The organism is Citrobacter sp. U14242, assembly GCF_046555775.1.
Taxonomy (GTDB): Bacteria; Pseudomonadota; Gammaproteobacteria; order Enterobacterales; family Enterobacteriaceae; genus Citrobacter.
On sequence record NZ_JBKGLW010000008.1, the window covers coordinates 1 to 21,193 of the forward strand.

A 21,193-nucleotide genomic window follows, 5' to 3' on the forward strand; every position below is an offset into this window, starting at 1 on the left:
CGCAGTTCCGTCACGCCCAGACCGGCAAATTTTTTCTTCCAGTTGTAAAAGGTGGCCTCAGAAATACCCATCTTTCTGCAGACTTCCCCGATGCGGGTGCCGGTTTCGGCCTGTTTCAGCGCAAATGCAATCTGTTCTTCGGTATAACGGGTCTTTTTCATGGCGATGTGCCTCCCGGTGAGATGGAAGAAAGACCGGATACTTCAGTTTAGACTGGCACTGTTTTCAGGGAGGAGATCACGACAAGCTGACGTACTCGAGCTACGTTGGATGCAAATATCTGATAAAGGGATTTTTATCCAACAGGGCAAAACCGGGAAAAAACAGATAAAGGTCTGGACACCTCGCCTGCAGGAAGCACTGGAAACGGCACAGGCAGCATGCCCGAAGCTTTCACCTGACGCATTGGTTCTCTATAACAGCGATCGCGGGCAGTTCATCCGCAAGACATTCAATAATCGCTGGCTAAAGGCTGTGCGGGCTGCACAGAGTGAACTTAACCGGCAACTGGATTACACATTCCACGACATTAAAGCAAAAGCTATCTCAGATTTTGAAGGTAGCAGCATGGATAAGCAGATATTTAGCGGATACAAGACTGAAAGCCAGGTGCTTATTTATGACAGAAAGGTACAAATTAGCCCGACGCTTGATCGCCCGGTAATAGGCAAGAAGTGTTTTTTTATACAATTGGGTGGTGACTATATTCTTTTCGAATATTCTTTCTTAATTCTTCTGCCCAAAAAACAAAGGGGTCAGCATTTAGCTAACCCCTTTGTTTAGATTTGGCGGAAGCGTAGAGATTCGAACTCTAGAACCCTTTCGGGTCGCCGGTTTTCAAGACCGGTGCCTTCAACCGCTCGGCCACGCTTCCAATGAGGCGCACTATAAACATCCCGAACGGACCTGTAAAGCACCAATGTGTTCGTTTGCCTGAAAAACAGCCAAAATGTTGTTAATCGACTTAAATAACAACAAATTGACCGTTTATTCAGCACAAATCCGGGTGGCTGCTGTTTAATGTTTTTTGATGTACATATCTTTGGTGAAGTAATTCCCCCGGTTATCCGGTGCAAATCCGCCTACCCACGGCTTCACCAGGTGTGTGCGGACATAGTGGTAAACCGGAATCGCGGGGACATCCTCGCCTAATACGTCTTCCGCCTGCTGGTAATACTTCCCGCGTTCTGCCAGTGAGTTTGCTTTCGCAGCATGACTCATCGCTTCATCGTAGGGGGGATTGCTGTACCTGGTGGTGTTCTCACTATCACCGGTGCGGAAAATGTTCAGGAAGCTCGACGCGTCATCATAGTCGGCTATCCATGCATAGCGCACGATGTCAAAATTGCCGGTGTGCATGGTGTCCAACAGGGTTTTCCACTCCTGGTTCTGCAGCTTCACCTCAACGCCCAGATTTTTCTTCCACATTGACGAGGCAGCAATCGCGATTCGCTGGTGCGTTTCGAAAGTGTTGTAGAGCAGATTTAAGGTAAGCGGATGCTCAGGACCGTAGCCCGCTTCTGCCAGCAGTTTTTTGGCTTCAGCAATACGTTTGTCGAGTGGCCATGATGCGTAGTCCGGCGCGTGTAATTTTACCCCACCAATTTCAGGCTGACTGATAACCCACGCCGCACGCTGTCCTTGTCCCATCACCTTTTGGGCAATGATGTCTTTATCCAGCGCCATATTCAGCGCCCGACGCACGCGCGGATCGTTAAACGGCGCACGCGTGGTATTAAACTGATAATAATAGGTTGAAAGCTGAGGTGAAACATGGAGTTCATCACCCATCGTCTTTTTCAATTGCGCGAACTGATTGACCGGAACACTAAAAACAATATCGATTTCCCCGGCTTTGTAACGGTTAACGTCTGCAGCCTCTGAACTGATGGGCAAATACGTCACTTTATTAATGACCGTATGCTGATCGTCCCAGTAATACGGGTTACGCACGGCAACAATCCGCTCGTTGACGACCCACTGCGACAGCTTATACGCACCACTGCTGACAAAGTGCTCCGGACGAGTCCACTTATCGCCAAAGCGGCCAATCAGCACTTTATCCAGCGGGACCAGTGATGGGTGCGCCAGCATAGCCAGAAACGCCGCCGTGGGTTGCGTCAGGGTAATTTCCAGCGTGGTATCATTCAGTGCTTTTACCCCCAGCTCGGCAGGCGCTTTTTTCCCCTGCGCAATATCGGCAGCATTCGCAACATGCATATTGCCAAGGTAAGAGGCATACGGTGAAGCTGTTTGCGGTGAAACCAGACGCTGCCAGCTCCAGACAACATCCTGAGCGGTAATCGCAGAGCCATCAGACCAGGTAATGCCCGGACGTAAATGAAAGGTCCAGACGGTGTTGTCTTTATTCTCCCAGGATGCCGCGAGGCGAGGCTCTATAGACCCGTCCTGATTGACGGCAACCAGTCCATCGAACATATCGCTGATTAAATTAAACTCAACGTTGCTTTCAACTTTATGCGGATCCAGTGAGGCTGGCTCACTGCCGTTATTTCTGACCAGTTCCTGTTGAGCGGCCAGTTCTGTGCCCGCGGGAACAGTCGCAGCGCTCGCCACACCGTTGATAGACATCAAACAGGCAGCCAACAGCGTAAATGTAAATACCTTCGATTTATGTTGAGTCATTCCCTTTACCTTATTGCTCTGTTTTATGTTGACACCGCTGTCACTCTTAAAGGCATGTAGGGAATAACGCAATATTTTTCAGTCACCTATCAGATATCGATCTGACATTTTTGTATAAACAGTGGTAACATCTAATCCAGATGCTTTTGCTGAAATAATATGCTTAAGCCTGGCGGGTTAAAATGCGTAAAGATGGGTAAAACCGCTGGGTCGTAACCGGTGATTTTATTATCCTCCATCATTAATTACATCTGTCATAAGAGAGTGACTCATGGATCGTATTATTAGTTCTTCGCGCGATCGTACATCGCTACTCAGCACGCACAAGGTGCTGCGTAATACCTATTTCCTGCTCAGCCTGACGCTGGCATTTTCTGCGATCACCGCAACAGCCAGTACAGTGCTGATGCTGCCGTCTCCGGGTCTGATTCTGACGCTGGTGGGTATGTATGGTCTGATGTTCCTGACCTACAAAACGGCAGATAAACCAGTTGGTATTCTGTCTGCTTTCGCTTTCACCGGTTTCCTGGGTTACATCCTGGGACCGATTCTGAACACTTACCTGTCTGCAGGTATGGGTGATGTTATCGCTATGGCGCTGGGTGGCACGGCGCTGGTCTTCTTCAGCTGCTCTGCCTATGTGCTGACCACGCGTAAAGACATGTCCTTCCTCGGCGGTATGCTGATGGCAGGTATCGTGGTAGTGCTGATTGGTATGGTTGCGAATATTTTCCTGCAACTGCCAGCGCTGCATCTGGCGATTAGCGCGGTGTTTATCCTGATTTCTTCAGGTGCCATCCTGTTTGAAACCAGCAACATCATCCGTGGTGGTGAAACCAACTACATCCGTGCAACGGTCAGCCTTTATGTATCGCTGTACAACATCTTCGTCAGCCTGCTGAGCATTCTGGGCTTCGCCAGCCGCGATTAAAATGACGACGTGCATTACCCAGCCCCGCTTATGCGGGGCTTTCTTTTTTGGTAAACTGCCGTCAGTTTGACTAACGCAGTGAAGAATTATGTTGATCTTTGAAGGTAAAGAAATCAGTACTGATAGCGAAGGCTATTTAAAAGACACAACCGAATGGAGCGAGCCGCTGGCAGTTGCCATTGCTGAAAACGAAGGAATTACGCTGTCAACTGAACACTGGGAAGTGGTGCGCTTTGTACGCGAGTTTTATCTGGAATTTAATACCTCTCCCGCTATTCGTATGCTGGTCAAAGCGATGGCCAATAAGTTTGGTGAAGAAAAAGGCAATAGCCGTTATCTCTATCGCCTGTTTCCAAAAGGTCCAGCTAAGCAGGCAACTAAAATTGCCGGTCTGCCAAAACCGGTCAAATGTATTTAATAGCGGATACTAAATCCCGTTAACTCTTCGCCAGGCCGATGCGGTTCGCTGAGAACTCTGTCTACCCTGGCGCTACGCGGGCCCCCGGCTTTTAACCACTTCATCAGTTGTTTTACCTGCTCGCTGTCACCGCAAGCCACAACCTCTACACTGCCGTCATCCCTATTTTTCGCATAGCCAGTTAACCCCAGACGTTGCGCTTCATGCTGAGTGGTATAGCGAAACCCCACCCCCTGTACCCGCCCATGAACCCAGGCAATTATGCAGATTTTCGACATTATGGTTCTCCTTATCATCGCGGTGCGCGTTGCAAATACACGTAAAACTCAGGACAATGGCGCCCATTTCTTTGAATCGACAGAACAGTAAATTATGAGTGTACGTTTAGTGTTAGCCAAAGGGCGCGAAAAATCATTACTTCGTCGCCATCCGTGGGTATTTTCCGGTGCCGTCGCACGTATGGAAGGTAAAGCCAACCTCGGTGAAACCATCGATATTGTTGACCATCAGGGTAAATGGTTAGCACGCGGAGCCTGGTCTCCTGCCTCGCAGATCCGTGCACGTGTCTGGACGTTCGACAAGTCTGAATCCATCGATATTGATTTCTTTACCCGCCGTCTGCAACAAGCCCAGAAATGGCGAGACTGGCTGGCGAAAAAGGACGGGCTGGACAGCTATCGACTGATTGCCGGGGAGTCTGATGGCCTGCCGGGCGTCACTATTGACCGTTTCGGTAACTTTCTGGTGCTGCAACTACTCAGCGCAGGTGCCGAGTATCAACGTGCCGCATTGATTAGCGCCCTGCAGGTTGTCTTCCCGGAGTGCGCGATTTATGACCGTAGCGATGTCGCCGTGCGTAAAAAAGAAGGCATGGAACTGACTCAGGGACCCGTCACGGGTGAACTGCCGCCAGCTCTGCTGCCGATTGAAGAGCACGGGATGAAACTACTGGTTGATATTCAGCACGGCCATAAAACCGGTTATTACCTCGATCAGCGTGACAGCCGCCTGGCCACGCGTCGTTATGTGGAAAATCAGCGCGTACTGAACTGTTTCTCCTATACCGGTGGATTCGCCGTCTCTGCATTAATGGGTGGCTGCCGCCAGGTCGTCAGCGTTGATACGTCCCAGGAAGCGCTCGATATCGCCCGTCAGAACGTAGAGCTGAACAAGCTGGATCTGAGCAAAGCCGAGTTTGTGCGTGATGATGTGTTCAAGTTGCTGCGCGCCTATCGCGATCGTGGTGAGAAATTTGATGTTATCGTGATGGACCCACCGAAGTTTGTCGAAAACAAAAGCCAGTTGATGGGTGCCTGCCGTGGCTATAAAGACATCAATATGCTGGCAATTCAGTTACTGAATCCGGGGGGCGTACTGCTGACATTCTCCTGCTCCGGATTGATGACCACCGATTTATTTCAGAAAATCATCGCCGATGCCGCAATAGATGCCGGGCGTGATGTACAATTTATAGAGCAGTTCCGTCAGGCCGCCGATCATCCGGTGATCGCTACCTACCCGGAAGGGCTGTATCTGAAAGGGTTTGCCTGTCGCATCATGTAACTTGAAAAGTGGAATATTACCCTTACATAGAGGGTATCTATTTCCCGGGAGGTGACTATGATTGCCAGCAAATTCGGTATCGGCCAGCAGGTCCGCCATTCCCTGTTAGGTTACCTCGGAGTGGTCGTGGATATCGACCCGGAATATTCGCTTGATGACCCGTCACCTGATGAGTTGGCGGTAAACGACGAACTTCGCGCCGCTCCCTGGTATCACGTGGTGATGGAAGACGATAATGGCCTGCCAGTACATACGTATCTGGCTGAAGCACAGTTGAGTAGTGAGCTACAAGAAGAACATCCAGAGCAACCGTCGATGGATGAACTGGCACGGACAATCCGTAAACAGCTCCAGGCTCCACGCCTGCGCAACTGACAACATTTCTCCGGCCTACGGCAAACACCGTTGTAGGCCGGATATACCATGTACCATCCGGCAACAGTACAACCTTACTTCGCCAGTCCCAGTCTGGGGATTTCAATCGCCGGGCAACGATCCATCACTACCGCCAGGCCCGCATCGCGCGCCAGCACGGCAGCCTGCTCATTAATCACGCCAAGCTGCATCCACAAAGTCTTCGCACCAATAGCAATAGCTTCCTGTGCGACTCCCCATGCGGCTTCTGAGTTTCTAAAGACATCCACCATATCCACTTTCTCTGGTACGTCTGCCAGCGTCGCATAACCCTGCTGCCCCAGCAGCGTCTTCCCGGCAACCTTAGGAGACACGGGGATAACGTGATAACCCTGATCGAGTAAATACTTCATTACCCGATAGCTCGGGCGATCGGGTTTATCGCTTGCTCCTACCAGCGCAATCGTACGAGTAGATGTCAAAATGCCAGCAATATCGGTCTCTTTCATCGTCTTCCTCCAGGCTGTTTTGCAAAGTGTACGACAAACCTGACGTCGCAACCATTCATCCCATACTGGCGCATGAGAGCTAAACTGAAAAATATGTCTATATGTTAGTAAACATGATTGTCGAAAAATTTAGATACATCTTATGCAGAAATTTTCTGGACAGGAGAACCCTATGAAAACCGGCATTGTGACAGCCCTGATTGCTCTGCTTTTGCCGGTAACCGTTTGTGCGACCTCTTTGCGCCTGTCTAATGATATTGACCTTCTGGTGCTGGACGGAAAAAAGGTGTCCAGCTCTTTACTGCGCGGTGCCGACAGTATTGAGCTGGAGAATGGTCGGCATCAACTTGTCTTTCGCGTTGAGAAAACGATTCGTCTCTCCAGCCATGAAGAGCGTCTGTATATTTCTCCTCCGCTGGTCATCAGTTTTGATACTCAGTTAGTTAGTCAGGTCAATTTTCATCTCCCCCGTCTGAACAACGAACGTGACGCGACGCATTTCGATGACGCTCCCCGTGTGGAACTATTAGATGGCGATTCCATGCCCATTCCAGTCAAGCTGGATATTTTGTCGATTACCTCATCGGCAAAAATCGTGGATTACGAACTCGAGACTGAACGCTATAACAAATCGTCTAAGCATGCTTCACTCCCACAATTTGCCACTATGATGGCAGATGACAGCGCATTGCTCTCGGGCGTCTCTGAACTGGATCGGGTGCCGCCACAGTCGCAAACACTCACCGAACAGCGTTTGAAATACTGGTTTGGGCAGGCCGATGCGCAAACGCGAAGCAATTTTCTGCAATGGGCAGAGAAACAACCGCCCTCGTGACATTTATGTTCACCTACGCTTTTTTTTTGTCTTTCTCTTGCAGCGTCAAGAGCTTCCAGTACTCTGTAGTAAGGTTAACTTGGGAGCTGTACTATGGAATTGACGACTCGCACATTACCAGCGCGCAAACATATTGCGCTGGTTGCACATGATCACTGTAAACAGATGCTGATGAGCTGGGTGGAACGCCACCAGCCATTGTTAGAAAAGCATGTCCTCTATGCGACAGGCACGACAGGAAATCTCATTCAACGCGCGACCGGCATGGATGTCAACGCCATGCTCAGCGGTCCAATGGGCGGCGATCAGCAGGTCGGTGCGCTGATCTCTGAAGGGAAAATTGATGTGCTGATTTTCTTCTGGGATCCACTCAACGCCGTGCCTCATGATCCGGATGTTAAAGCCCTTCTGCGCCTGGCCACTGTTTGGAATATTCCGGTTGCCACCAACGTATCTACCGCCGATTTTATTATCCAGTCACCAAACTTCAGCGATGCGACGGACATACTGATCCCGGATTACGCCCGTTATCTGGCAGAGCGCCTCAAATAATCGCCAGACAGGCGGCGGCCGCCGCCTGTTCTTCAGGGTTTTCTCGCTACCGGGACATCCAGTTGTTTTAGTTGATCCACAAAACAGGATGGCGCGTCTTTATTAAACAGCAACCACACCCGATGCCGGGCACGTGTAAGTGCCACGTAGAGCAACCTTCTCTCTTCTGCATCCGGAAAATCCTCGACCATTGGCAGTAGTGCTTCTTCCATAATCGACTCACGGGCCGGGGCCGGAAAACCATCGTTGCCGTCATGAAGCCCAACGACAATGACATAATCCGCCTGCTGTCCTTTACTGGCATGAATCGTCATAAAATCCAGCTGTAGTTTGGGCCAGCGGGTCGCTGCTTTCTCAAGACTGGCAGGTTTAAGGTGGTGATATCGCGCCAGCACCAGTATGCGTTCTTCTGCTTTCGCAAAGCCGGATAGCTTATCCAACAGCGCATCCAGCTGACTTTCATCGAGCAGAGTGACGGCTTTCCTGTCGCCAGCGGCCAGGCTATTGAGCGGTTTCTTAAGCTGATGCGGGTTTTGCTGGATAAACCGATTGGCTATCTCGCCAATACGGCTATTAAAACGGTATGTCGTATCCAGATCGCAGCGATCGCCCTCACCAAAGTGTTGCCGGAAGGCGGTAGTCAACGAAAGTTGTGCGCCACTGAAACGGTAAATGGCCTGCCAGTCATCCCCCACGGCAAATAGCGTGGTCTGTGAGTTTTGCTTGCGCAATGCGGCTAACAGGGCGGCGCGCTGTGGGGAGATATCCTGAAATTCATCAACCAGAATATGCTTCCAGGGGCTGATAAAGCGCCCTTTCTCCAGAATGACAATCGCCTGATGGATCAGTCCAGAAAAATCGACGGCATTCTCTTCTTTCAGAGCACTCTTCCAGGCCTTGAGCAACGGCGCCATCAGCTTTATACGTTTGCTGAACAGGTCGCGGATCGCCTCCGGCGCATTGGCGATCATCTCCGCCTGTGCACCACCATGCATACGCATCAGGCTAACCCAGCGATCCAGTCGTGAGGCCAGGCGACGCTGTAATTTTTCATCGTCCCAAAAATTGCCTTCTGGCACGGACCACTGCATCTCTTCTTCCAGCCACTGTCGCCAACCTTTAGCCTGTGCTTTTTTCTCGCTGCACTGCTGACGCCATGCGCCGAGAAACAGCTTATTTCTGGCAGCAGTATCATTTTCGAGTTTGCTGACTGTCGGGACTTTTTTGCTACCCTGTTGAATAATATGCAACGCCAGTGAATGAAACGTCCGCGCGGTGATGTCTTGCGTATGCAGCCGTTCACGAATGCGCTCATCCATCTCCTGTGCGGCTTTGCGGCCAAACGCCAGCAGCAAGATTTGTTCAGCAGCCGCTTCTCCCCGCGCCAGCAACCAGCCCGCACGCGCAACCAGAACGGATGTTTTGCCACTTCCTGCCCCCGCAAGCACCAATAGCGACTGCTCACCATTCACCACCGCACGAGCCTGGGCTGGATTTAGCGGCGAAGATTCGATCTGCTGAAAGAACTCGGCGTGCTCTGCCAGCATTACGTCGGTATAGGCCTGGTTATGTTGCAAACGACACGCTTCAATGTCCTGCAGCCACGCCTGGCACTGATGCAACGCCTCACGACAATGATCAAATTCTTCTAGCCGGTTGACCGGCAGGGGCAACGCGTCAAAAGCACGGCGGATCTGTTGTTGCAATCCGGATGTTTGGCTCCGCGTCAGCCATCTGTTTTCCCCTGTACGAGCGGCAATCGCATCCAGCTGTTCCTGTAGCACCCCTGCTGCAACGTCGCTCATCTCCTGGCTCCACTGCTGCCAGAGCATGCTCAGATGATGGTGGAAACGCTGGGTTTCCGCCCATTCAGTGCCGTGAAGGCGTACAACTTTATCATCAGAAAGCACAAATTCCAGCTCGCCCCATACCAGTCCCCTTTTACAATGGATAGCCAGTAACTGATTGAATGGAATAAGATACTCATGACGGTCGCCGGAAACTTTAATGCCGGCATTGAGAATAACAGCCCGATCGTAAGGGTGTTGCGCCAGACGCTTTCCCAGAGAAGTTGCTTTCAGTTCCATAAGACTTACGCGGATCCACACGAAGAGGTTTGCTTATCAGTGTAACCGCCAGAGAAAACGTGCTCCAGCCCAAAAAAACGTTACAATTGCCAAACTCACAGAAAACCAGAGTCAACCGAGGGTTTATGCGTACTGTTCTGAATATTTTAAATTTTGTGCTTGGGGGATTCGCCACCACCTTAGCCTGGTTGCTGGCGACGTTAGTCAGTATCGTGCTTATCTTCACACTCCCCTTGACCCGCTCCTGCTGGGAAATCACTCGCTTGTCGTTGTTCCCCTACGGTAATGAAGCGATTCACGTTGATGAACTCAACCCGGCGGGTAAAAACGTGCTTCTGAATACCGGCGGTACGCTACTCAACATTTTCTGGCTGATTTTCTTCGGCTGGTGGCTGTGCCTGATGCATATTGTTTCCGGTATTGCCCAGTGCATTACGATTATTGGTATTCCGGTAGGTATTGCGAACTTTAAAATCGCCGCAATTGCACTCTGGCCCGTTGGTCGTCGCGTGGTTTCAGTCGAAGTTGCCCGTGCCGCACGCGAAGCCAACGCGCGTCGTCGCTTTGAATAATCGGAACTGATGGCCTTTATGTTAAGTCCACTGCTTAAACGCTATACCTGGAACAGCACCTGGCTGTACTACGTGCGAATTTTTATCGCACTTTGCGGCACTACGGCGCTACCGTGGTGGCTGGGTGACGTCAAACTGACCATCCCACTAACGCTGGGCATGGTTGCTGCCGCGCTGACCGATCTGGACGATCGGCTCGCGGGTCGTCTGCGCAATTTGATCATTACACTGATCTGCTTTTTTATTGCCTCGGCCTCCGTCGAATTGCTCTTCCCCTGGCCGTGGCTTTTCGCAATTGGATTAACGCTTTCCACCAGCGGCTTTATTTTGCTCGGAGGCTTAGGGCAGCGTTACGCGACCATCGCTTTTGGTGCATTACTGATCGCCATTTACACCATGCTGGGTACATCGCTGTACGATCAATGGTATCAGCAGCCGATCCTGCTGCTTGCAGGCGCCATCTGGTATAACCTTCTGACGCTTATCGGCCATCTTCTGTTCCCGATTCGTCCACTGCAGGACAATCTGGCACGCAGCTACGAACAGCTGGCGCACTACCTGGAGCTGAAATCCCGCCTTTTTGATCCCGACATCGAAGATGAAAGCCAGGCCCCCTTGTATGACTTAGCGCTGGCCAATGGGCAACTGATGGCGACGTTGAACCAAACAAAAATATCATTACTGACCCGTCTGCGCGGTGACCGTGGACAGCGAGGAACCCGCCGTACACTGCATTACTATTTTGTCGCGCAGGATATTCACGAACGCGCAAGTTCCTCACATATTCAGTACCAGACGCTACGCGACCATTTCCGTCACAGCGATGTAATGTTTCGTTTCCAGCGATTAATGTCGATGCAGGGACAAGCCTGTACGCAGCTGTCTCGCTGCATTTTGCTACGCACCCCTTACCAGCACGATCCACACTTTGAGCGAGTCTTTACACATATAGATGCCGCCCTTGAGCGCATGCGTGCAAGCGGTGCCCCTGCAGATCTGCTCAATACGCTGGGATTCTTACTGTCAAACCTGCGGGCTATCGATGCACAACTGGCCACCATTGAGTCTGAACAGGCTCAGGTACTCTCACGCAATGAGTCAGAAAATCAGCTTGCCGATGACAGTCCGCATGGATTCAGTGATATCTGGCTGCGTCTGAGTCGCAATTTTACGCCGGAGTCGGCGCTGTTTCGCCACGCGGTTCGCATGTCGCTGGTGCTCTGCGTCGGGTACGCCATTATCCAGATAACGGGTATGAACCATGGCTACTGGATCCTGCTGACCAGCCTGTTTGTCTGCCAGCCCAACTACAACGCCACACGCCATCGTCTGGCGTTGAGGATTATCGGCACATTAGTCGGGATAGCGATTGGATTGCCCATCCTGTGGTTCGTCCCATCGCTGGAAGGGCAATTAATACTGCTTGTGATCACCGGCGTGCTCTTTTTCGCTTTCCGCAATGTTCAGTACGCGCATGCCACAATGTTTATCACATTGCTGGTATTGCTGTGCTTTAACCTGCTTGGAGAAGGGTTTGAAGTCGCACTACCGCGCGTCATCGATACGCTGATCGGTTGTGCCATCGCATGGGCGGCCGTCAGTTTCATCTGGCCAGACTGGCGCTTTCGCAACCTGCCACGAGTGATTGAACGGGCGACCGATGCAAACTGTCGTTACCTTGACGCCATTCTCGAACAATATCATCAGGGGCGAGACAATCGTCTGGCATACCGTATTGCGCGTCGCGATGCGCATAATCGTGACGCAGAGCTGGCATCCGTGGTGTCGAATATGTCGAGTGAACCGGATGTCACCGCCCAAACGCGCGAAACAGCATTCCGCTTGCTGTGCCTCAACCATACCTTTACCAGTTATATCTCGGCGCTGGGCGCACACCGTGAACAGTTAACCAACCCGGACGTTCTGGCATTACTGGACGATGCCGTTTGCTATGTTGATGATGCACTTCATCATCAACCCGCTGACGAGCAGCGCGTATACCAGGCGCTTGAAGGACTGAAGCAACGGATTCAGCATCTTGAACCACGCCCGGACAGCAAAGAACCGCTGGTCGTACAGCAAGTTGGCCTGTTGATAGCGCTACTACCAGAAATCAGACGATTACAGCAGCAAATTGCCGCATTGCCGTCTAGTATACCGGTTCAGGCGTAAGAGAACTCACCCACTCCACAAGCTCCTGGCGACGAATCGCCGGGAGCGCCGCCTCATGAATGCCCCCAATCGCGCCTTCAAGGGCATAGAGTATTTTCACCGTCAGGGCGGGATTAACCTGTCGCAGTTTCAACCAGCACATTTTTGCCCCCAACATGCGTAATGTGCTTTCATCTTTTATACCTGCTTCATTCAGCAGGGTTTCCAGATGAAATGTCATGTTCGGCAGTCCACGCAGGCAATGCTGTGCAAAACGACTTTGCTTTTCTTTTAACGCCGCATCCAGTGAATACCGTGATAGCGACACCAGTTGTTGCTGGTTTTGCCACAGCGTATCGTTCACCTGATAATAATTGAGCACCACCGGACGTCCACGTTTTATAAATGTCAGCCAGACAGGGGGCTGTTTTACACAGTACTGCGCGCTCTGTTCACAGGCCCGAAGATATAACTCACCATTGGCGACCATAGCGAATACCGTGTCCTCGACTGTCAGGCTATAACCACCAAACAGCGATCGATAACGAATCGTCCCCAATGACGCCAGATATTCTTGTGATTTATAGATCCTTGCATAAGAAAGTTTTTTCATAAAAGTCCTTTTAAATCATAACGTAATAAAATGATTTGCAGTAGCGGATCCGTTAATGACGAAAATAGGCAACTTATTCGCAAGGGGCAAGATGAATTTTGTTTTTACCGTAACAACAACCAAAAACTGCGAACCTGTTTCAGAAAATAAGGTTGATCTTTGGTGACAGCAGGGTTACTGTATATCCATACAGTAACTCACAGGGCTGGATTGATTATGTACACTTCAGGCTACGCAAATCGTTCTTCGTCGTTCTCTTCCACATCAAGCAAAGTTGCGCGCGTGTCGTCAGAACACACTACCGCTGGGCTTATCAGTGAAGTGGTCTATCGCGAGGACCAGCCCATGATGACGCAACTCCTGCTGCTTCCTCTGCTTCAGCAATTAGGTCAGCAGTCGCGCTGGCAGCTCTGGCTGACGCCGCAACAAAAACTGAGCCGCGAGTGGGTGCAGTCGGCCGGACTCCCATTGACGAAAGTCATGCAAATCAGCCAACTCTCTCCCTGCCATACGCTGGAATCAATGGTCCGTGCGCTGCGCACTGGGAATTACAGTGTGGTCATCGGCTGGCTGACGGAAGAATTAACAGAAGATGAACATGCAGAACTGGTGAAAGCGGCAGATGAGGGAAACGCAATGGGATTTATCATGCGTCCTGTACGCGCTCAGACACTTGCGGGGAGACACCATTCCGGGCTAAAAATTCACTCGAATTTGTATCATTGAGTAAAATTAGGAATTATCCTGGAATTTTTTTTCACCCTAAAATTCGGCTTTGAGCTTTAACACATTTTCTTTGAGAACGCCTGTGTGAAGCGGTTTCCGCGACAGTAGCTGTACAATTAATCATCCATAAATGTTAAATATTGTGTATACAAGCCTTTTTTTTTCATATGCCTGACGGAGTTCACACTTGTAAGTTTTCGAGTACGTTGTAGACTTTACATCGCCAGGGGTGCTCGGCTTAAGCCGCAGATATCGGTAGAGTAACTATTGAACTGGTCCCCGGGTGAAGGATTTAACCGTGTTATCTCTCTGGAGATATTCATGGCGAATTTTGGATGATAACGAGGCGCATAAAATGAAAAAGACAGCTATCGCAATTGCAGTGGCACTGGCTGGTTTCGCTACCGTGGCGCAGGCCGCTCCGAAAGATAACACCTGGTATACTGGTGCTAAACTGGGTTGGTCCCAGTTCCATGACATCGGCAACAATCAGATCAACAACAACGGACCGACCCACGAAAGCCAACTGGGTGCTGGTGCGTTCGGTGGTTACCAGGTTAACCCGTACGTTGGTTTTGAAATGGGTTACGACTGGTTAGGTCGTATGCCGTACAAAGGCAACACTGAAAATGGCGCATTCAAAGCTCAGGGCGTTCAGCTGACCGCTAAACTGGGTTACCCAATCACTGACGATCTGGACGTTTATACCCGTCTGGGTGGTATGGTTTGGCGTGCAGATGCTAAAAACAACGACGGCTTCAAAGACCACGACACTGGTGTATCCCCAGTATTCGCTGGTGGCGTAGAGTATGCAATTACTCCTGAAATCGCTACCCGTCTGGAATACCAGTGGACTAACAACATCGGTGACGCGAACACCGTTGGTGGTCGTCCAGACAACGGTCTGTTGAGCGTTGGTGTTTCTTACCGTTTCGGCCAGCAGGAAGAAGCAGCTCCAGTAGTTGCTCCGGCTCCGGCTCCGGCTCCAGAAGTACAGACCAAACACTTCACTCTGAAGTCTGACGTTCTGTTCAACTTCAACAAAGCGACTCTGAAACCAGAAGGCCAGCAGGCTCTGGATCAGATGTACAGCCAGCTGAGCAACCTGGATCCGAAAGACGGTTCCGTCGTTGTTCTGGGCTTCACTGACCGCATCGGTTCTGACGCTTACAACCAGGGTCTGTCTGAGAAACGTGCTCAGTCTGTTGTTGATTACCTGATCTCTAAAGGTATCCCATCTGACAAAATCTCCGCACGTGGCATGGGCGAATCCAACCCTGTTACTGGCAACACCTGTGACAACGTGAAAGCTCGCGCTGCGCTGATCGACTGCTTGGCTCCGGATCGTCGTGTTGAGATCGAAGTTAAAGGTATCAAAGACGTTGTAACTCAGCCTCAGGCTTAAGTTATCGTCTTATAAAAAAACCCCGCCTGGCGGGGTTTTTTTTACCTACATATCATTCAAAAGCACAGGTACACTCTATATTGAAGTTACCCGTACCCTACTCTTTACCCAGTAACGCCTGTAGATCCTGCTTCAATGTCGACATCTTGTTCGCATACTTTTCTTTATGTTCCGCATCTTCAATCAACTGCACAATCGTTTCTGAGAGCGTTTTACCTCGTCGTTGCGCAAGCCCGGCTAAACGCTGCCAGACCATAAACTCCAGATCGATCGATTTCTTACGCGTATGTTGATGTTCTGCATTAAAGTGCCGCTTACGCCTCGCCCGGATCGTTTGCTTCATACGATTGAGCAGTGCTGGGTTCATGTATTCTTCAATCCAGGCATTGACCCGAACCGGTTCATTTTCGAGGGTTAGCAACAAATCAACGGCTTCTTTGGCAGCGCTGGCTTCCACATAGCGGGTAATCAACTCCCCCTCACGATGCTTCTTCACCAGATACTTCCATTTCCATCCGCTTTCAAGATTTTCAAGTTGTTGATATTTCATTGCGATCTCAATGTTACCGTGTAACTCTTATCAGAATATCAGCTTTTTGGGCATCTGAAGAAAAGAATATCCAGCCTGTGAACTGTCGCGCGTCATCACATCCGTTTCGCGGCGCTTTCCACGTGTGCAGTGCTGATGGTTACGGTATAATCTCGTTTTTTACAACAGACTAAAAAACATCAACTTTGACCATTACGAAACTTGCATGGCGTGATCTGGTTCCTGATACCGACAGCTATCAGGAAATATTTGCACAGCCGCACGTCACTGACGACACCGACACCTTACTCAGTGATACTCAGCCACGTTTACAATTCGCGCTAGAGCAGCTTCTTCAGCACTGGGCTACGTCCTCGTTTATGCTGGTAAAAGCGCCCGAAGAGCTGGAGTATCTCAATCTTATTGCAACAGCTGCACGTACCTTGCATACGGATGCCGATAGGTTAACCGGGGGACATTACGATGTATCCGGCCACACTATTCGTTACCGCACAGCGGAGAAAGCAGACGACAACTTTGCGACGTTAACTCAGGTGGTTAATGCTGACTGGGTTGAGGCCGAACAACTGTTTGGCTGTCTGCGCCAGTTCAATGGCGAAATTACTCTGCAACCGGGACTGGTCCATCAGGCCAACGGCGGTGTGCTGGTTATCTCATTGCGCACGCTTCTGGCTCAGCCGTTGTTGTGGATGCGCCTGAAAGCCATTGTCAGCCACGAGCGTTTTGACTGGGTGGCCTTTGACGAGTCTCGCCCCCTGCCCGTCTCCGTCCCTTCTATGCCGCTTAAACTGAAAGTGGTGCTGGTCGGCGAACGTGAATCGCTGGCAGACTTCCAGGAAATGGAACCAGAACTGGCAGAACAGGCTATCTACAGCGAATTTGAAGATAACTTGCAGATAGTGGATGCCGAAACCATGACACAGTGGTGTCAGTGGGTAACGCATACTGCCCGACGCAACAATCTGCCCTATCCTGCTGCTGATGCATGGCAGGTTCTCATCCGCGAAGCCGTTCGCTATACCGGCGAACAGGACACGCTGCCACTTAATCCGCTATGGATCACTCGCCAGCTCAAAGAAGTGTCCCCTCTTTGCGACAGTGATACCTGCACTGCGGAACAATTGAGCCTGATGCTTGCACAGCGTGAATGGCGAGAAGGGTTCCTCTCCGAACGGATGCAGGATGAAATCCTGCAAGAGCAGATCCTCATTGAAACGGAAGGCGAGCGTGTTGGGCAAATAAACGCCCTGTCGGTGATCGAATTTCCAGGCCATCCCCGCGCGTTTGGTGAACCTTCGCGTATCAGTTGCGTCGTGCATATTGGCGACGGCGAATTTACCGATATTGAACGCAAAGCCGAGTTAGGCGGAAATATTCATGCCAAGGGTATGATGATTATGCAGGCGTTCCTGATGTCGGAACTCCAGCTTGAACAGCAAATACCGTTCTCTGCCTCTCTAACTTTCGAGCAATCGTACAGTGAAGTAGACGGTGACAGCGCCTCTATGGCAGAACTGTGTGCGCTGATCAGCGCCCTCGCTGACGTTCCCGTCAATCAAAGCATCGCGATAACCGGTTCTGTCGATCAGTTTGGTCGTGCTCAACCTGTCGGCGGTCTGAATGAGAAAATTGAAGGCTTCTTTGCCATCTGCCAGCAGCGTGAATTAACGGGGACTCAGGGAGTGATTATCCCTACAGCCAACGTCAGACATCTGAGCCTGCCACCCGCACTGCTGCAGGCTGTTGAAGAAGAAAAATTCACTATCTGGGCAGTAGACGACGTGACCGATGCGCTGCCACTGCTATTAAATTTGGTGTGGGATGGCGAAGGTCAGACGACGCTGATGCAAACTATCCAGGAGCGTATTGCTGCGGCAACGCAACAGGAAGGCCGTCACCGTTTTCCATGGCCGCTACGTTGGCTGAATTGGATTATTCCGAACTGATCGGACTTGTTCAGCGTACACGTGTTAGCTATCCTGCGTGCTTCAATAAAATAAGGCTTACAGAGAACATGGTAGATAAACGCGAATCCTATACAAAAGAAGACCTTCTTGCCTCTGGTCGCGGTGAGCTGTTTGGTGCTAAAGGCCCACAACTGCCTGCACCAAGCATGCTGATGATGGACCGTGTCATCAAGATGACCGAAACCGGCGGCAACTTTGACAAAGGTTATGTGGAAGCTGAACTGGACATCAACCCGGACCTGTGGTTCTTCGGATGCCATTTTATCGGTGATCCGGTGATGCCAGGCTGCCTGGGTCTGGATGCCATGTGGCAGCTGGTTGGATTCTATCTCGGCTGGTTGGGCGGCGAAGGTAAAGGCCGTGCTCTGGGCGTGGGCGAAGTGAAATTCACAGGTCAGGTTCTGCCGACCGCGAAGAAAGTCACTTACCGCATTCACTTCAAACGCATCGTTAACCGCCGCCTGATCATGGGCCTGGCTGATGGTGAAGTGCTGGTTGATGGTCGTCTGATCTACACCGCAAATGATCTGAAAGTGGGTCTGTTCCAGGACACCTCAGCGTTCTAATCGCTGGCATCTGTAGGTCTGGTAGTGCGACATGGCCGAATGGCCGGGTACGTTAATTTGCCAGTCTACAAAAGGCGAAACCTCCGCTTTGCGGAGGTTTCTTTTATCTAAAGAGACAGAATCAGGCCATTAAAACCCTATCCCCCATGGCTTCTCGCCAGCCTCCCAGCCAGTATGACCTCTGATTCAGCGTCTGATAGGGACACATTTCTTTTGAGCGTCCGGCAATGCCGGCCTGATATCCACGTTGATGTGCCCGTTCCAGGCGATCTCGTTTTTGTCTCTTCATGCCTCGTTTCCCTCATTTTTAGGTCTGGTGGAAAAGAAAACAGTGATTACTAAGTGTGCAATCACACTAAACGAATACCCCTAAACATCAGACTCGTCAATGCGCAAAATTCACGCCAGTGTCATATTTGTGAGCTAGCTGGTAAATCATTTGTACAAAAATTCTCTGTCAGAACAGCGACCTCAACCGCTAAAAAAATAAAAAAAACCGCCTCTGGCGCTGAGCCTGAGGCGGCATAATTTACAATTATTTAAGCTTATGGAATGCGTTTCAGCTCTTGTGCGATTGCCGTCGCTTCCTGACTCCAGGCGCTGGCCAGAACTTTCACCATTTCATCGTAGCCATCCTGCGTCTGTACAACTTCGATATGGAACGGACGCTTGATTAATTGCCCCTGGTGATTCAGCAACCATTCACCGCTGACAATCACTTTCCCATCGTAGCGTCCGTGAAAGCCTGTCACCGTTACGTTAAGCGTATCCTGAGTGCTTCCCAACGGCTGAGATGCAACCACCCAGCCAGGAAGTTGCATACTGAGATTTGCGACAAGGGTATTACGCAATTGCTGATCCAGTGGGCTGGCCCAGAGATTGTTATTCGCTATCACATACTTCACGTCGCTGGTCTGGTACACCACACCATTCCCTGCCAGATAATCAGGTACTGCAACCTGTTCAACCCACAGCAGGCGGTTGCCCTGATTAGCTGAACTTTGTCCCCCCCCTTGCGCAATGGGGAGCTGATAATAGCTTTTATTCTCTCCGCTGGAGCTGCATGACGTCAGCCAGACCGCCATCATCACCACTAGCCACTTTTTCATTGTTTCGCCCTCTTCGGCTCTGGATCTTTTTTGTCCTTCGCTTCAAACACCAGCGCGTTGCTCTTGTCGTTCAGCGTTTTCAGAACCGGCTGCAGTTCACGCAGTACCTGATCAAGACGCTGCATATCCGCCACCATCTTGTTGTAGGCCGCAGAACCTGGCTGGAAGCCCTGCATGCTACGATTCAGTTCACGCAACGTATTCTGCATATCCGCAGGAAGCTGCTGCATCGACTGGCTACCGGTTATCTTATTCATGTTATCCAGCGTAGTTTGCAGATGCTTCATCGTACGTTGGCTTTCCGACAGCGTATTGGTTGCCTGCTCGATCATCGGGTTCAGCGGTAGACTATTAATCTTATCCAACGCTTCCATCAGACGCTGCTGAATCTGCGCCAGACCGCCGCTCACTGTCGGAATAATTTGATAACCATTAAACTCGCGTACCCCTGTAATTGGCGGCTCCTTCGGGTAAAAGTCGAGATCGACATACAGCGCACCGGTCACCAGGTTCCCCGTCTTCAATGACCCTCTCAGTCCACGTTTGAGCAACTCAGCAAGATGAGCCCCCACATCGGTGTCTTCACCCAACTGCGCTTTCAGCCGTTCAGGTTCGATACGCACCAGAACAGGAATGCGATAATCGTTGTTAAATACCTGGCGCATATTTGGCGCGAAGAAAGGCACTTTACTTACTGTACCCAGGCGTATACCACGGAACTCCAACGGCGCCCCCGGCTGCAGACCACGAATTGAATCCTTGAAGAACATCAGGTAATCAATGTGATCGGTATACAAGGAATCCTGAATACTTTTTTGATCGTCATACAGCTTAAAAGAGGAGTGCTGTTCAACCGGTTGGCCTTGTTCCAGACCTTCCGGTACGTCAAAGCTTACTCCGCCGCCAAACAGCGTGGTGAGCGAGCCCATTTCCACTCGCATACCTGCCGAAGTGAGATCGACGGCAATACCGCTGTCCTTCCAGAAACGGACATTACTGGTTACCAGTCGATCGTTTGGCGCATTGATGAAAAGCTGGTAACTGATCGTGCGCTTTTGTGCATCAAACGTGCTGGTCTCAACCGAGCCCACGCGATATCCACGGAACAGAACCGGGTCACCCGGGCTCAATTGCCCTGCTTTTTTACTGTCCAGGATCACGCGGATCCCTTTCGCATCAGGCGGCGCCAGCGGTGGAGAATCGAGCAATTGGTAATTTTCCAGCTTGCTGCCTTTATTACCGGGTTGCAGCTCAATATATGCCCCGGACAACAGCGTTCCCAAGCCACTGATGCCTTCACGACCTACTTGCGGCTTCACAACCCAAAAAACAGAATCTTTATGCAGCAGCTTTTCCATACCGGAATTGAGGCGTGCTTTAATTTCCACATGGGTCAAATCATCCGTCAGGGTAGCGCTTTCAACCACGCCGACATCCACACTACGGCTTTTAATCGTCGTTTTGCCCCCTTCAATACCTTCGGCATTGGTCGTAATCAACGTGACTTCCGGCCCCTGATGGCTGTAGTGGTAAAACAGAACCCATGCGCCAATGAGTGCAGTGACGATCGGGAATATCCACACAGGCGACCAGTTTTTTACCTTCTGCACTTTGGCTTCCCCACTTTTAGATTCCATGC

General features: G+C 50.8%; 23 protein-coding genes and 1 tRNA gene. 13 read left to right on the forward strand and 11 right to left on the reverse strand.

What is annotated here, in order from left to right:
• On the reverse strand, positions 1 to 161 hold a 161-nt coding region (locus tag ACLJXE_RS14170), incomplete at its 3' end, for a transposase (protein ID WP_410751341.1).
• A gap of 4 nt (positions 162 to 165) precedes the next feature.
• Here ACLJXE_RS14170 and ACLJXE_RS14175 point away from each other — a divergent pair.
• On the forward strand, positions 166 to 783 hold the full coding sequence (locus tag ACLJXE_RS14175) for a tyrosine-type recombinase/integrase (protein ID WP_410751342.1): 618 nt from the start codon (positions 166 to 168) through the stop codon (positions 781 to 783).
• A gap of 3 nt (positions 784 to 786) precedes the next feature.
• Here ACLJXE_RS14175 and ACLJXE_RS14180 read toward each other — a convergent pair.
• Together ACLJXE_RS14180 and ACLJXE_RS14185 are read right to left on the reverse strand one after the other, a co-directional pair.
• Positions 787 to 874: transfer RNA gene (locus ACLJXE_RS14180), tRNA-Ser, on the reverse strand.
• A 143-nt stretch (positions 875 to 1,017) separates the two neighbouring features.
• Positions 1,018 to 2,646, reverse strand: a complete 1,629-nt coding sequence (locus ACLJXE_RS14185) for an ABC transporter substrate-binding protein (RefSeq protein WP_410751218.1) — start codon at positions 2,644 to 2,646, stop codon at positions 1,018 to 1,020.
• 271 nt (positions 2,647 to 2,917) lie between these two features.
• Here ACLJXE_RS14185 and yccA point away from each other — a divergent pair, with 271 nt between their 5' ends.
• Positions 2,918 to 3,577: an FtsH protease modulator YccA gene (gene yccA, locus ACLJXE_RS14190; protein ID WP_043015806.1), complete on the forward strand. Its 660-nt coding sequence runs from the start codon at positions 2,918 to 2,920 to the stop codon at positions 3,575 to 3,577.
• Positions 3,578 to 3,665: 88 nt separating this feature from the next.
• Entirely contained in the window at positions 3,666 to 3,995 is a 330-nt protein-coding gene (gene tusE / locus ACLJXE_RS14195; RefSeq protein ID WP_286628181.1) for a sulfurtransferase TusE, read from the forward strand.
• Here the strand turns inward: tusE and yccX are convergent.
• Positions 3,992 to 4,273, reverse strand: coding sequence for an acylphosphatase (yccX, locus tag ACLJXE_RS14200; protein ID WP_410751219.1), 282 nt, complete (start codon positions 4,271 to 4,273; stop codon positions 3,992 to 3,994). The genes tusE and yccX overlap by 4 nt on opposite strands.
• 94 nt (positions 4,274 to 4,367) lie before the next feature.
• Here yccX and rlmI point away from each other — a divergent pair, with 94 nt between their 5' ends.
• Both rlmI and hspQ read left to right on the forward strand, forming a co-directional pair.
• Positions 4,368 to 5,558, forward strand: a complete 1,191-nt coding sequence (gene rlmI, locus ACLJXE_RS14205; protein WP_286628183.1) for a 23S rRNA (cytosine(1962)-C(5))-methyltransferase RlmI — start codon at positions 4,368 to 4,370, stop codon at positions 5,556 to 5,558.
• A 57-nt stretch (positions 5,559 to 5,615) separates the two neighbouring features.
• On the forward strand, positions 5,616 to 5,933 hold the full coding sequence (hspQ, locus tag ACLJXE_RS14210; protein WP_005123508.1) for a heat shock protein HspQ: 318 nt from the start codon (positions 5,616 to 5,618) through the stop codon (positions 5,931 to 5,933).
• A gap of 74 nt (positions 5,934 to 6,007) precedes the next feature.
• Here the strand turns inward: hspQ and ACLJXE_RS14215 are convergent, their stop codons facing one another.
• Complete coding sequence (locus ACLJXE_RS14215) at positions 6,008 to 6,421, reverse strand: CoA-binding protein (RefSeq protein ID WP_006685217.1); 414 nt, start codon at positions 6,419 to 6,421, stop codon at positions 6,008 to 6,010.
• A 172-nt stretch (positions 6,422 to 6,593) separates the two neighbouring features.
• On the opposite strand from ACLJXE_RS14215, the gene csgI reads away from it, so the two are divergent.
• Both csgI and mgsA read left to right on the forward strand, forming a co-directional pair.
• Entirely contained in the window at positions 6,594 to 7,256 is a 663-nt protein-coding gene (gene csgI / locus ACLJXE_RS14220) for a curli synthesis inhibitor (protein WP_271442099.1), read from the forward strand.
• Between the two features lie 93 nt (positions 7,257 to 7,349).
• Positions 7,350 to 7,808, forward strand: coding sequence for a methylglyoxal synthase (mgsA, locus tag ACLJXE_RS14225; RefSeq protein WP_137382855.1), 459 nt, complete (start codon positions 7,350 to 7,352; stop codon positions 7,806 to 7,808).
• Between the two features lie 32 nt (positions 7,809 to 7,840).
• On the opposite strand, the gene helD is transcribed toward mgsA, so the two are convergent.
• Positions 7,841 to 9,895 carry a DNA helicase IV gene (gene helD, locus ACLJXE_RS14230; RefSeq protein ID WP_410751220.1) on the reverse strand — a complete coding sequence of 685 codons (2,055 nt, stop codon included), beginning with the start codon at positions 9,893 to 9,895 and terminating at the stop codon, positions 7,841 to 7,843.
• Between the two features lie 125 nt (positions 9,896 to 10,020).
• Here helD and ACLJXE_RS14235 point away from each other — a divergent pair, with 125 nt between their 5' ends.
• Both ACLJXE_RS14235 and yccS read left to right on the forward strand, forming a co-directional pair.
• On the forward strand, positions 10,021 to 10,467 hold the full coding sequence (locus tag ACLJXE_RS14235; RefSeq protein ID WP_005123514.1) for a YccF domain-containing protein: 447 nt from the start codon (positions 10,021 to 10,023) through the stop codon (positions 10,465 to 10,467).
• Between the two features lie 18 nt (positions 10,468 to 10,485).
• Positions 10,486 to 12,639, forward strand: a complete 2,154-nt coding sequence (gene yccS / locus ACLJXE_RS14240) for a YccS family putative transporter (protein ID WP_410751221.1) — start codon at positions 10,486 to 10,488, stop codon at positions 12,637 to 12,639.
• Here yccS and ACLJXE_RS14245 read toward each other — a convergent pair.
• Positions 12,617 to 13,231, reverse strand: a complete 615-nt coding sequence (locus ACLJXE_RS14245; RefSeq protein WP_410751222.1) for a TfoX/Sxy family DNA transformation protein — start codon at positions 13,229 to 13,231, stop codon at positions 12,617 to 12,619. The genes yccS and ACLJXE_RS14245 overlap by 23 nt on opposite strands.
• 216 nt (positions 13,232 to 13,447) lie before the next feature.
• On the opposite strand from ACLJXE_RS14245, the gene sulA reads away from it, so the two are divergent.
• A complete protein-coding gene (sulA, locus tag ACLJXE_RS14250; protein WP_286628187.1) occupies positions 13,448 to 13,957 on the forward strand; it encodes an SOS-induced cell division inhibitor SulA in 510 nt (169 codons plus the stop codon).
• Between the two features lie 355 nt (positions 13,958 to 14,312).
• On the forward strand, positions 14,313 to 15,362 hold the full coding sequence (ompA, locus tag ACLJXE_RS14255) for a porin OmpA (protein WP_048212110.1): 1,050 nt from the start codon (positions 14,313 to 14,315) through the stop codon (positions 15,360 to 15,362).
• Between the two features lie 97 nt (positions 15,363 to 15,459).
• Here the strand turns inward: ompA and matP are convergent, their stop codons facing one another.
• A complete protein-coding gene (matP, locus tag ACLJXE_RS14260) occupies positions 15,460 to 15,912 on the reverse strand; it encodes a macrodomain Ter protein MatP (protein ID WP_005123520.1) in 453 nt (150 codons plus the stop codon).
• Positions 15,913 to 16,097: 185 nt separating this feature from the next.
• On the opposite strand from matP, the gene ACLJXE_RS14265 reads away from it, so the two are divergent.
• Complete coding sequence (locus ACLJXE_RS14265) at positions 16,098 to 17,858, forward strand: AAA family ATPase (protein ID WP_410751223.1); 1,761 nt, start codon at positions 16,098 to 16,100, stop codon at positions 17,856 to 17,858.
• 68 nt (positions 17,859 to 17,926) lie between these two features.
• Positions 17,927 to 18,445, forward strand: coding sequence for a bifunctional 3-hydroxydecanoyl-ACP dehydratase/trans-2-decenoyl-ACP isomerase (gene fabA / locus ACLJXE_RS14270; protein WP_003035875.1), 519 nt, complete (start codon positions 17,927 to 17,929; stop codon positions 18,443 to 18,445).
• Positions 18,446 to 18,566: 121 nt separating this feature from the next.
• On the opposite strand, the gene rmf is transcribed toward fabA, so the two are convergent.
• The 3 genes from rmf to pqiB all read right to left on the reverse strand — a co-directional run bounded on the left by rmf (position 18,567) and on the right by pqiB (position 21,191).
• Entirely contained in the window at positions 18,567 to 18,734 is a 168-nt protein-coding gene (rmf, locus tag ACLJXE_RS14275; RefSeq protein WP_003035871.1) for a ribosome modulation factor, read from the reverse strand.
• A gap of 256 nt (positions 18,735 to 18,990) precedes the next feature.
• A complete protein-coding gene (gene pqiC, locus ACLJXE_RS14280) occupies positions 18,991 to 19,554 on the reverse strand; it encodes a membrane integrity-associated transporter subunit PqiC (RefSeq protein ID WP_040231826.1) in 564 nt (187 codons plus the stop codon).
• Positions 19,551 to 21,191 carry an intermembrane transport protein PqiB gene (pqiB, locus tag ACLJXE_RS14285; protein ID WP_410751224.1) on the reverse strand — a complete coding sequence of 547 codons (1,641 nt, stop codon included), beginning with the start codon at positions 21,189 to 21,191 and terminating at the stop codon, positions 19,551 to 19,553. Before pqiB ends, pqiC begins: the two co-directional genes overlap by 4 nt.
• Between the last annotated feature and the right edge of the window lie 2 nt (positions 21,192 to 21,193).